Here is an 11,153-nt window from a genome sequence, read left to right as displayed (position 1 = left end):
GGGCGCGCAGTGCGGCCTCCTGCTCGCCGGCCAGCCGGGCCAGCTCGCCCGCTTCCCCGTCCAGCTGCGCGCCGCGCCGCCGCACCAGCGCGAGCACCTGGAGCACCGAGTCGTGGATGTCCCGGGCCAGCCGCTCCCGCTCCCGGGTGGCCGCCTCCAGCTCCACCGCCCGCTGCAGCCGCTCCTCGGCGGTGACCGCGAGCCGGGCCACGTGCCCGACCACCACCCCGGCGAGCAGCATCAGGATCACCCCGGTGAGCGAGGACTGGCTGATCCGTTCCCGGGTGGCCAGGTCGGTCCCGCCGAGGATCAGGGCGGCGACCGCGCCGCGCCGCCGGCCGCCGGAGACCGCCCAGGCCAGCACCGGGCCGGCCAGCCAGGCGACGGTCAGGGTGGGCACGCCGGCCGCGAGCGCCGCGCGGCCGATCACCCACGGCGTGGCCAGCATGATCGCCAGGACCACGCCGAGGTCGGCGAGGAGCAGCGGCCAGCGCCGTCCGGCCGGGCGCGCGTAGCCGGCCGCGGTCGCCCCGGTCCAGGCCAGCATGAGCAGGAGTACGCCGCCGGCGGCGAGCGGGTGCGCGTACCGGTGGTTGTCGCGGAGGACCAGCACGCCGACGTACGCCAGCGAGGCGAAGCGGAACACGGCGATGGACCGCCAGAGCGGGCCCTCCAGGCCACCCGGGGACGACGGCATGCGGGCCACCATGCCACAGCCGGCACCGGGCGGGGCGGCGGGTGCGGCGCGGGAAACCCTCACGTACGGTGGAAATGCCGCGAAAATCGTCGAGACCAACCGCCGGGACGGGGCCATGACGAACGCAGAACCCCCCGCACCGCGTACGGTTGTGCCCATCGAACCCTCCCTCCTCATCACCGAGGCCTTCGGCCAGGCCCAGGTGACCGAGCTCCGGCACTCGGTCGCCTCCTGCGCGCACGCCTCCGGGCTGAGCGGCCAGCGGCTGGACGACTTCGTGCTGGCGGTCAACGAGCTGATCACCAACGCGGTCCGGCACGGCGGCGGCCGCGGCTGGCTGCGCCTCTGGCGCGACGCCGCGGAACTGGTCTGCGAGGTGGCCGACCACGGTCACGGCATCAGCGTGCAGCGGCTCAGCGACCACAACCGCCCCGCCCCGGACAAGGCCGGCGGCTGGGGCCTCTGGTTGGCGCGGGAGCTGAGCGACACCATGGCGGTCGAGAGCGGCGAGGCGGGCACCATCGTCCGGATCACCGCGGCGCTGGTCGCCCGGCAGCCCGCCGTCCGCCCCACCGAGGCCTGAGCCGGCCGCCCGCTCAGCCGAACAGGGCGCTCACCGATTCGCCGTTGTGGATCCGGCGCATCGCCTCCGCCAGCGCGGGCGCCACCGAGAGCACCTCCAGCTTGGGCACCCGCTTCTCCGCCGGGATCGGCACCGTGTTGGTGCAGACGATCTCCAGCACCCCGTCCTGCGCGCTGAGCCGTTCCAGCGCGCCGCTGGAGAAAAGGCCGTGGGTGCAGGCCAGCCGGATCGAGCGGACCTTCCGCTCGCGCAGGTGGGCCATCAGCTCCAGCACCGTGCTGCCCTTGGCGATCTCGTCGTCCAGCACGATCACGTCGCGGTCGGCCACGTCGCCGATCACCGTGCTGATCTTGACCCGGTCGTCGCTGAACCGCTGCTTGGCGCCGGCCGCCACCGGGGTGCCCAGCATCCGGGCGAACGCGGCGGCCTCCTTGGCGTTGCCCAGGTCCGGCGAGACCACCACCGCGTTGCCCAGGTCGTACCCCATGAAGTGGGCGGCCAGCTCGCGCAGCGCGTGCAGGTGGTCGACCGGGACGCTGAAGAAGCCGTGCACCTGCGGCGAGTGCAGGGTCATCGCGAGGACCCGGTCCGCCCCGGCGGAGGTGAGCAGGTCGGCCACCAGCCGACCGCCGATGGAGATGCGCGGCGCGTCCTTCTTGTCCGACCGGGCGTACGCGTAGTGCGGCAACACCACGGTGATCCGGCCGGCCGACGCGCCCCGCGCGGCGTCGATCATGAGCAGCAGCTCGACCAGGTGCTCCTGCACCGGCGGCACCAGCGGCTGGATGAGGAAGACGTCGCGCTCCCGGCAGTTCGCCTGCAACTGCACCTCGAGGCAGTCGTTGGCGAACCGGGACACCCGGACCGGGTGCAACGGGACGTCGAGATGGGCGCAGATCTCGGCGGCGAGCTCGGGGTGGGCGGTCCCGCTGAACACGGCAATGTCACGCACGTCTGTTGATCGTACGGGTGGTCCGGGGGGAGGCGGTGGACGCTCCCGGCGGGTACGGTGCTGCCGTGACCGGAGAGTTCGTCGCCGCCATCGATCAGGGCACCACCTCGTCGCGGTGCATCGTCTTCGACCGGGCCGGGGAGATCGTCTCCGTCGCCCAGCGCGAACACCGGCAGCACTTCCCGCAGCCCGGCTGGGTCGAGCACGACGCCGAGGAGATCTGGGCGAACGTGCAGCAGGTGGTCGTGGAGGCCCTGGCGGCCGCGGGCACCGGGCCGGACGGGCTGGTCGCCGTCGGCATCACCAACCAGCGGGAGACCACGGTGGTCTGGGACCGGGCCACCGGAAAGCCGGTCGCCCCGGCCATCGTCTGGCAGGACACCCGGACCGGCCCGCTGCTGCGCGAGCTGGCCGAGGCGTACGACGAGGAGCGGCTGCGCGCCCGCACCGGCCTGACCCTGGCCACCTACTTCGCCGGCCCGAAGCTGCGCTGGCTGCTCGACCACGTGGACGGGCTGCGCGCGCGGGCCGAGCGGGGCGAGGTCCTCTTCGGCACGATGGACAGCTGGCTGATCTGGAAGCTGACCGGCCGGCACGTCACCGACGTGACCAACGCCAGCCGCACCATGCTGATGGACCTGGCCACCCTGGACTGGGACCCGGAGCTGCTCGACGCGCTGCGGGTGCCGGCCGCGATGCTGCCGGAGATCCGCTGCTCGGCGGAGGTCTACGGCACCGCCGACGGGGTGCTCGCCGGGGTGCCGGTGGCCAGCGCACTCGGCGACCAGCAGGCCGCCCTCTTCGGACAGACCTGCTTCCAGCCCGGCGAGGCCAAGTGCACCTACGGCACCGGCAGCTTCCTGCTGCTCAACACCGGCGCCAGCCCGGTCGCCTCGCGGCACGGCCTGCTCACCACGGTCGCCTACCAGATCGACGGCCAACCCGCCGTGTACGCCCTGGAGGGCGCCATCGCGGTCACCGGCTCGCTGGTGCAGTGGCTGCGCGACAACCTCGGCCTGATCTCCACCGCGCCGCAGGTCGAGGAGCTGGCCCGCACCGTGGACGACAACGGTGGCTGCTACGTGGTGCCGGCCTTCTCCGGGCTCTTCGCGCCGCACTGGCGCAGCGACGCCCGGGGGGTGATCGCCGGGCTGACCGGCTACATCACCAAGGGCCACCTGGCCCGGGCGGTGCTGGAGGCCTCCGCCTGGCAGACCCGCGAGGTGGTCGACGCGATGAACGCCGACTCGGACGTGGCGCTGCGGCGGCTACGGGTGGACGGCGGCATGACCGGCAACGCCCTGCTCATGCAGTTCCTCGCCGACGTGCTCGACGTGCCGGTGGTCCGGTCCCGGATCACCGAGACCACCTGCCTCGGCGCCGCGTACGCGGCCGGCCTGGCGGTCGGCTTCTGGCCTGACCTGGCCACCCTGCGTGAGCAGTGGCGCTCGGACGCCCAGTGGGAGCCCACCATGGACCCGACGCACCGCGACCGGGAGCTGCGCAACTGGCGCAAGGCGGTGCAGCGGACCCTCGACTGGGTGACCGACTGAGTCTGGAACATTCGCCGACCCAGGCCCGGAAGTTTCGGGCTGGCGTCCCGGCAGATCATCATCCAGCCGACTCTCCCGGCGGCCGATCGCGCGCCTACCCATCGTCGCGGGCAGCAAATGCGCTGGTAGCTCCGGTAGTCAGCTGCCGTTAGGGGCCGTGCGGCCATCGACGCCTGCCGAAAGTATTCCGGAAACTCTTGTTTCCCCGACCGCCGCCGTGCCAGCATGACGTCGCATTGAAGCCCATCATTCATTGGTCCGGGTTGTCGGCGGCTGCGGCCCACCACGCGGGTGGTGCTCGGTGACCAGGACGCAGAACCGAGGAAGGAGGCCATCGTGGCAACCAGTTCTCCTGTCCACCCCGCCGGCTCCCTGCGGAGCCGCTCGTTGCGGGTCCGGCTGCTGATCGGGGGCACCGTCGCGGCCGTCGCCGCGGCAATGGGTGTGGTGATGGTGATCCCCGACGCGAGCGCCGCCGCCAGCACCCTGGGCGCGGCGGCCGCACAGTCGGGCCGGTACTTCGGCACGGCGCTCGCCGCGGGCCGGCTCGGTGATTCCACGTACACCACGATCGCCGGACGCGAGTTCAACATGGTGACGGCCGAGAACGAGATGAAGCCGGACGCCACCGAGCCCCAGCGCGGCCAGTTCACCTTCAGTGCCGGCGACCAGATCTACAACTGGGCGACCCAGCGCGGCATGAAGGTCCGCGGCCACACCCTCGCCTGGCACTCCCAGCAGCCGAGCTGGATGCAGAGCCTCAGCGGCAGCACCCTGCGCCAGGCGATGATCGATCACATCAACGGCGTGATGGCCCACTACAAGGGCAAGCTCGCCTACTGGGACGTCGTCAACGAGGCCTTCAACGAGGACGGCAGCCGCCGGCAGTCCAACCTGCAGGCCACCGGCAACGACTGGATCGAGGTGGCGTTCCGCACCGCCCGCAACGCCGACCCGTCGGTCAAGCTCTGCTACAACGACTACAACATCGAGAACTGGTCCTACGGCAAGACGCAGGGCGTCTACAACATGATCCGGGACTTCAAGTCTCGCGGCGTGCCGATCGACTGCGTAGGCCTGCAGACCCACTTCACCGGCGGCAGCTCGCTGCCGAGCAACTTCCAGACCACGTTGTCGAGCTTCGCCGCCCTGGGCGTGGACGTGGCCCTGACCGAGGTCGACGTCACCAACGCGTCGACCACCCAGTACGCCGGGCTGACCCAGGCCTGCGTCAACGTCCCCCGCTGCGTCGGCATCACCGTCTGGGGCGTACGGGACAGCGACTCGTGGCGCTCCAGTGAGAACCCGCTGCTGTTCGACGGCGGGGGCAACAAGAAGGCCGCCTACAGCTCGGTGCTGAACGTCCTCAATTCCGCCGGCCCGCCCGCGACGTCCTCGCCGACCCCGACCGGTGGGACCACCTCCCCGTCGCCCTCGGCCACACCCGGCGGAGCGAAGCGCATCATCGGCGCCCAGTCCGGCCGGTGTGTCGACGTGCCGAACGCGTCGCAGAACAACGGCACCCGGGTCCAGCTCTACGACTGCAACGGCCAGCCCAACCAGGCGTGGACCCTCACGTCGAGCCGGCAGCTGACCGTGTACGGCAGCATGTGCCTGGACGCCGCCGGGTCCGGCAACGGCTCGGCCGTGCAGATCTGGAGCTGCAGCGGGCAGGCCAACCAGCAGTGGAACGTCAACTCCAACGGCACCATCACCGGAGTCCAGTCCGGACGCTGCCTCGACGTCTGGGGCACCGGCAACGGTCAGCAGATCCAGATCTACGACTGCAACGGACAGGCCAATCAGAAATTCAGCCTGAACTGACCCGATCGTCGACGACGGTGTGGCGGCAGCACCTGCCGCCACACCGTCCCGCGACACCCGGTCAGTGCCAGTCGCTGATCCGCACGTCACGTGGGTCGGGAGCACCCTCGCCGGTCTCCAGGAGCTGCTTGAGGCTCATCAGGAAGGTGGCCCACTTGGTGCTGCAGTGGTGCATGAACTCCACCGGCTCGCGCCAGCCCTCGTGCCGGAACAGCACGATCGTGTAGTCGCCGTCCTGGCGCAGGTCCCACCGCACGGTGGTGCCCAGCCATTCCGGCGGACCGCCGACGACCTCCCAGCGGACCAGCCGGCCCGGTTCCAGCTCGGCGACCTTCATGTCGATGCCGCCCGGCCCGAACCGGAACTCGATCACGCCGCCGGGGTCGGTCTCCCCCGACGTCTTCTCGGCCCACCAGCCGGCCAGGCCGTCCAGGGTGGTGAGTGCCGCGTACACCCGCTCGGGCGAGGACCGCTCGACGCCGATGCGGTGCAGGATGTCCACCATTTCGTGTTCCTCTCTCTACCGCTGTCGCCCGGTGTCGTTGTCCTTCGTGTCCCGGCCGCGCTGGATCGTCTCGGCGATGCGCTTGATGCGCTGGAGCCGGGAGTCCCAGGCCGCGCCGACGTCGGCGAGCTGGGCGACGGCGCGGGCGAGCTGCGCCTCGTCCACCCGGAACTGCTTCTCCCGGCCGGCGGTGGTGGCGCGCACCAGGCCGACCCGGTCCAGGACGACGAGATGCTTCGCCACCGCCTGACGGGTCACCGGCAGGTGCTCGCTCAGGCTGGTCGCCGTCCCGCTGCCCTCGCTCAACAGCAGGTCGAGCATCCGGCGCCGGGTCGGGTCGCCGACCGCCGACCAGAGGTCGTCGTCCACCAGCACGCTCACGCGCGGGCCCCGACCTTCGCGGCGTACACCGGCAGCTGCGGCAGGAAGTGGTCCCAGCCGCTGACGTGGTCGGCGTACTCGGCGGCGACCTTGGCCTCGTCCCAGCCGCGCTCCCGGAAGCCGCTCTCGGTCATCCGCAGCAGTGTCCCGCTCCCCGCGGGCTCCAGCTCGAAGACGACCAGGAACGAGTTGCCCTGGGCCGGCGACTCTCCCTCCTCGTGGGTCCAGCGGAAGGAGAAGAGCCGCGGCGGCACGGCGTCGACGACCTGGAACTGCACCCAGGTGCCGCCGCCCTGCGCGCAGTCGCCGAAGCCGATCCGCCCCGCTCCCCCCGGCACGGCCGGGAACTCCGCCTCGTCCGGCCACCACTCGCGCAGGTGCTCCGGACTGCTCACCACGTCGAAGACGACCTCGGGTGAGGCGTCGATGTGAATCTCCCGCTCGATTGTTCCGTGCTCCACGGCCGCCACCTTCCGCAACGTTTGGTTGCACATCACGCTAGCCGACGCGACCAGGATGCGCAACTGTTGGTTGCGTCTAGTGGCTTCGGTCAGTCGGGCAGGTCGACGCTCACGCCGTAGCCGACGTGCAACGGCCGCATGATCTGGGCGAGCAGCCGCATGGTGAGCTGCGCCCGGCGTGCGTCGTTGTCCAGCCCGAGCTCGGCGCAGCCGCTGAAGCGCACCCGTACCCGGGTCTCCCCGTCCCCGCCGTCGACCAGCAGCAGCACGTCGTACCGGGACGGGTCGGGCCGGACGCAGGAGGCCGCCGCGTGTCCGGCGTTGACCCCGGGGCGGGCCGCGTTGAGCGCGGCGGCCAGGTCCTTGGCCTCGCCCCCGGTCAGGCGGACCGAGCCCAGCAGTCGGTCCTGGAACGACGGCCCGAACTCCCCCGGGTACCGGCAGATCCCGATCGAGGTGGGCGCGGCCGGAACGAAAGACGTCCCCGAGGACGTCCCGCTGGCCTGGGCACCCGGTTGCCCGGACGGCGCGAGCGGACGGCGGGCGGCGCAGCCGGCGTGGTCGGTCTCGACCAGCCGGAGGCTGTCCAGGATCCGGCGGGTGGTGGCCTGGTCGAGAGTCCGCACCGTGACCGCGACCGCACGGGAGGCCACCTCGACGGAGCCCGCCCAGCGGCCGTCCGGCAGCCGTCCCTCGGCGCGCACGGCCGGCTCGCCGCCGACGGTCACCGGATGACCGGGCAGCGCCACGTCGGACTGCCGCTCGGCCCTGATGCCCAGGAAGGCCACCTCCTTCGTCACCGCCTCCTGCCGACCACAGGCAGGTTGTGGGCCGCCACCGGCCCGCACGACGGTCGGCTTGTCCGTCGACAGGCAACCGAAGTCGTTGACCCCCCAGGAGTCAGGCACCCGGATCTCCGCCCCCAACGCGCTCTCCCAGCGCCAGTCCGCGGTCGCCGCCCGGTCCTCGGCGGCCCGACGCTCGGCGGCCTGCTCGGCGGCGGGCGGGCGGTCGCGGGTGAACACCGGCACCAGCCCGACGGCGACCAGCACGCCGGCGGCGGCCGCCCCGACGGCCGCCGCGCGGGCCCGACGACGACGCCGCGCCACCCGCGCCCGCACCGCCCCGACCAGCCCCGACTGCCGGTCGTCGAGCTCCGATTCGTGGCCGTAGAACGCGTCCCGGACCAGATCCTCCACGTCGTAGCGGCTCATGGCAGCGCCTCCCGATCCATCGTGGGCACCATGGCCCGGAGCGTGGCGAGGGCCCGGGCGGCCTGGGAACGCACCGTGCCCGGGGTGCAGCCGAGGATCTCGGCGATCTGCGCGTCGGCGAGGTCCTCGTAGTAGCGGAGGACCAGCACCGCGCGCTGCCGGCGGGGCAGCCGGCCCAGCAGGGCCCAGGCCGCCTCGCGCGCCGCGTACGCCCCGGCCCCGTCGGTCCCGCCCGGGCCGTCGCCCGGCTCGGCGACCGGCGTCTCCCGCGACGAGCGCCGCCGCCACCAGCGCAGGTTCTCGTTGACCAGCACCTGCTTCAGGTACGCCTCGGGCCGGCTCATCGCGGCCACCCGCGACCACCGGACGTACGCCTTGGCCAGGACGGCCTGCACGAGGTCCTCGGCCTGGTGCCGGTCACCGGTGAGCATCAACGCGAACCGCAGCAGGGCCTGCCCCCGGGCGGTCACGAACTCCTCGAACGTCGGCTGCATGGCACCTCCACCCGTTAGATGCCACGGGCGGCCGGATCCGCTGCATGCGCGGGCAGGATGTTCTGCTCAGGCGCGACGTGCGGCAACGCGCCGCCTACGGGCGCGGGCCCACCCCGGGCCGCCGCGATCCGGGTCGACGATCACCTCGGGGCGCGGCGGTCAGCTCCAGCGTTCGCCGGTGAGCTTCTCGTAGACCTCGACGTAGCGGGCCCGGGTCGCCTCGACGACCTCCGCCGGCACCTCGGGGGCCGGGGGCTGCCGGTCCCAACCGCTGTCGGTGGCCCAGTCGCGGACGTACTGCTTGTCGTAGGAGAACTGGGCCCGCCCCGGCTGGTACGACTCGGCCGGCCAGAAGCGGGACGAGTCGGAGGTGAGCACCTCGTCGGCGAGGACCAGCGTGCCGTCCGGCGCCCAGCCCAGCTCGATCTTGGTGTCGGCGACCAGGATGCCCCGGTCGGCGGCGATCTCCGCGCCGCGCCGGTAGACGTCGATGGTGATCTGCCGCAGTCGCTCGGCGGTCTCCGCGCCGACCTTGTCGACCACCTGGGCGTACGTGATCGGCTCGTCGTGCTCGCCCTTGGGCGCCTTGGTCGACGGGGTGAAGATCGGCTCGGGCAGGATCGACGCCTCCACCAGGCCCCGGGGCAGCTCCACACCGGAGACCGCGCCGGTGCGCTGGTACTCGGCGAAGCCGCCGCCGGTCAGGTAGCCCCGGGCGACGCACTCGACCGGCACCATCTCCAGCCGCCGACAGCGGATCGCCCGCCCGGCGAACTCCGCGGGCACGTCGGTCGCCGAGATCACGTGGTTCGGCACCAGGTCGGCGAGCTGCTCGAACCACCACAGCGAGAGCGCGGTGAGCAGCCGACCCTTGTCCGGGACCGGGGTCGGGAGCGCCACGTCGTAGATCGAGATCCGGTCGGAAGCGACCAGGATCAGGTCTTCGCCGTCGGCGTAGACGTCCCGAACCTTGCCCGAGTGCAGAAGTTCCACGGCGCTAGTACACCATGGGAGCGGCGCCCCGCCCGGCGCGGCCACCGGCCCTCCCACCGGCCCCGGCCGCAGGCGCACCGGATCGGACGTTGACACCCCCACCCGGGCCCTGTGTAAATGGTCCGTCCGCCGCCGCCCGCCCAGGAGGCCGCCCGTGCCCGCTCCGCAGCCCGCGTCCCGTCCCGGCCTCGACCGGCGGCGGCTCCTCGGCGCGCTGGCCGGGCTACCGCTGCTCGGCGGCGGGGTGGCCGGCTGCTCTCCCGAGGAGCAGGCCCGGGTCGACGACGGGCCGGTCGAGCTGTCCGTGTTCTGGTGGGGCGGCAACCAGCGGGCCGAGGCCACCGAGAAGGCGCTGCGCCTCTATTCGCAGCAGAATCCCCGGGTCCGGTTCCGGGTCACCTGGCAGGGCCTGACCGGCTACTACGACCGGCTGGCCACCCAGGCCACCGGGGGAAACGTGCCCGACCTGTTCCAGGTCGACGACACCATGCTGACCGAGTACGCCCGCCGCGAGATCACCCTCGACCTCAGCCCGTACGTCGCCGACAACCGGCTCGACCTGCATGAACTGCCCCAGAACCTGGCCCGGTACGGCCGGGTGGACGAGCGGATCGTGGCGGTTCCGGCGGCGCAGACCAACGCCGCCCTGGTCTACAACCGCGATCAGCTGCGCCGCCTCGGGGTGCCGGAACCGCACAGCGGCATGCCGTGGACGGAGTACGTCCGCTGGGCCGCCCGGGTCACCCGGGCCTCGGGCAGCCGGGTCGCCGGCACGATGGATCCCTCCGGCGACTACCGGGCGCTCTGGCTGTGGCTGCGCGGCCAGGGTGGGGAGCTCTACCAGGGCCGGCAACTCGGCTTCAGCTCCGCCGAGCTGCTCGACTGGTTCGAGTTCTGGGAGGTGGCCCGGTACGACCGCGCCACGCCGAGCGCCACCCTGGTGGAGCTGGCGGACACCGGCGAGCCGGCCCGGCAACTGGTGGTCACCGGGCACGCGGCGGCGTCCTTCGCCTGGTCGCACCAGTTCCCCGAACTCCAGCGGCTGACCCACGACGAGCTGGGCATGACCGCCCTGCCGGGCGCCCTGGCGGCGCAGTGGCCACGAGCGTCGATGTACTGGGCCGGGTTCCGGGGGACCCGGCAGCCCGGGGTGGTCGCCGACGTGATCAACTTCTTGACCAACAACGTGGCGGCCGGCCGGATCCTGGGCACCGAGCGCGGGCTGAACCCGAACCTGTCCGTGCGGCGGTTCGTCACCGACGGCACCACCGACCGCACCCAGCGGCGGCTCGTGGCCCTCGGCAACGAGCTCGCCGACCTCATGGGTCCGGCACCGGCGCCGCCACCCAAGGGCCACGCGCGGGTACGTGCCCTGCTCATCGCCGCCGCCGAGAGCATCCGCGCGAAGCGGTCCGGGGCCCGGGCGGCGACCTCGAAATTCATGGGGCAGGCGAACGCGGCGCTGGCCGCGTGACCCGCCGGGCGCCCGGCGAGCC

Annotated in this window: 12 protein-coding genes; 4 read left to right on the top strand and 8 right to left on the bottom strand. The window is 72.7% G+C overall.

The genetic code is table 11. The annotated features are described in order from the left end of the window. On the bottom strand, positions 1-697 hold a 697-nt coding region (locus ACWEVO_RS17050; protein WP_452308487.1), incomplete at its 3' end, for a DUF5931 domain-containing protein. A gap of 115 nt (positions 698-812) precedes the next feature. On the opposite strand from ACWEVO_RS17050, the gene ACWEVO_RS17045 reads away from it, so the two are divergent. Continuing rightward, positions 813-1,280, top strand: coding sequence for an ATP-binding protein (locus ACWEVO_RS17045; RefSeq protein WP_452308486.1), 468 nt, complete (start codon positions 813-815; stop codon positions 1,278-1,280). Positions 1,281-1,293: 13 nt separating this feature from the next. Here the strand turns inward: ACWEVO_RS17045 and ACWEVO_RS17040 are convergent, their stop codons facing one another. Further along, positions 1,294-2,232 carry a ribose-phosphate diphosphokinase gene (locus ACWEVO_RS17040; RefSeq protein WP_452308485.1) on the bottom strand — a complete coding sequence of 313 codons (939 nt, stop codon included), beginning with the start codon at positions 2,230-2,232 and terminating at the stop codon, positions 1,294-1,296. 65 nt (positions 2,233-2,297) lie between these two features. On the opposite strand from ACWEVO_RS17040, the gene glpK reads away from it, so the two are divergent. Beyond that, the gene (gene glpK / locus ACWEVO_RS17035) at positions 2,298-3,785 is read left to right on the top strand and encodes a glycerol kinase GlpK (RefSeq protein ID WP_452308484.1); all 1,488 of its coding nucleotides are present in this window, start codon (positions 2,298-2,300) and stop codon (positions 3,783-3,785) included. A gap of 438 nt (positions 3,786-4,223) precedes the next feature. Next, the gene (locus ACWEVO_RS17030) at positions 4,224-5,609 is read left to right on the top strand and encodes an endo-1,4-beta-xylanase (RefSeq protein ID WP_452308488.1); all 1,386 of its coding nucleotides are present in this window, start codon (positions 4,224-4,226) and stop codon (positions 5,607-5,609) included. A gap of 61 nt (positions 5,610-5,670) precedes the next feature. On the opposite strand, the gene ACWEVO_RS17025 is transcribed toward ACWEVO_RS17030, so the two are convergent. The 6 genes from ACWEVO_RS17025 to ACWEVO_RS17000 form a co-directional block, all read right to left on the bottom strand. Then, a complete protein-coding gene (locus tag ACWEVO_RS17025) occupies positions 5,671-6,114 on the bottom strand; it encodes an SRPBCC family protein (protein WP_452308483.1) in 444 nt (147 codons plus the stop codon). 15 nt (positions 6,115-6,129) lie between these two features. Then, the gene (locus ACWEVO_RS17020; protein ID WP_452308482.1) at positions 6,130-6,495 is read right to left on the bottom strand and encodes an ArsR/SmtB family transcription factor; all 366 of its coding nucleotides are present in this window, start codon (positions 6,493-6,495) and stop codon (positions 6,130-6,132) included. Next, entirely contained in the window at positions 6,492-6,956 is a 465-nt protein-coding gene (locus ACWEVO_RS17015; RefSeq protein WP_452308481.1) for an SRPBCC domain-containing protein, read from the bottom strand. The genes ACWEVO_RS17020 and ACWEVO_RS17015 overlap by 4 nt, the downstream gene beginning before the upstream one ends. A gap of 89 nt (positions 6,957-7,045) precedes the next feature. Then, the gene (locus ACWEVO_RS17010) at positions 7,046-8,170 is read right to left on the bottom strand and encodes a hypothetical protein (protein ID WP_452308480.1); all 1,125 of its coding nucleotides are present in this window, start codon (positions 8,168-8,170) and stop codon (positions 7,046-7,048) included. Beyond that, the gene (locus ACWEVO_RS17005) at positions 8,167-8,664 is read right to left on the bottom strand and encodes a SigE family RNA polymerase sigma factor (RefSeq protein WP_452308479.1); all 498 of its coding nucleotides are present in this window, start codon (positions 8,662-8,664) and stop codon (positions 8,167-8,169) included. The genes ACWEVO_RS17010 and ACWEVO_RS17005 overlap by 4 nt, the downstream gene beginning before the upstream one ends. Positions 8,665-8,823: 159 nt before the next feature. Continuing rightward, positions 8,824-9,657, bottom strand: coding sequence for a phosphoribosylaminoimidazolesuccinocarboxamide synthase (locus ACWEVO_RS17000; protein WP_452308478.1), 834 nt, complete (start codon positions 9,655-9,657; stop codon positions 8,824-8,826). 154 nt (positions 9,658-9,811) lie between these two features. Here ACWEVO_RS17000 and ACWEVO_RS16995 point away from each other — a divergent pair, with 154 nt between their 5' ends. Next, complete coding sequence (locus ACWEVO_RS16995) at positions 9,812-11,131, top strand: ABC transporter substrate-binding protein (protein WP_452308477.1); 1,320 nt, start codon at positions 9,812-9,814, stop codon at positions 11,129-11,131. Positions 11,132-11,153 lie beyond the last annotated feature (22 nt).

The organism is Micromonospora sp. NPDC003776, assembly GCF_053605645.1.
The sequence above is the reverse complement of the archived record's forward strand: the minus strand, read 5'-3'. Positions and strand labels throughout refer to the sequence as shown.

What these genes read in the sequence shown, in the direction of transcription:
- ACWEVO_RS17005 (WP_452308479.1), bottom strand. Translation starts at nt 8,664, where the DNA reads ATGCAGCCGACGTTCGAGGAGTTCGTGACCGCCCGGGGGCAGGCCCTG.
- ACWEVO_RS17010 (WP_452308480.1), bottom strand. Translation starts at nt 8,170, where the DNA reads ATGAGCCGCTACGACGTGGAGGATCTGGTCCGGGACGCGTTCTACGGC.
- ACWEVO_RS17045 (WP_452308486.1), top strand. Translation starts at nt 813, where the DNA reads ATGACGAACGCAGAACCCCCCGCACCGCGTACGGTTGTGCCCATCGAA.
- ACWEVO_RS17030 (WP_452308488.1), top strand. Translation starts at nt 4,224, where the DNA reads ATGGGTGTGGTGATGGTGATCCCCGACGCGAGCGCCGCCGCCAGCACC.
- ACWEVO_RS17025 (WP_452308483.1), bottom strand. Translation starts at nt 6,114, where the DNA reads ATGGTGGACATCCTGCACCGCATCGGCGTCGAGCGGTCCTCGCCCGAG.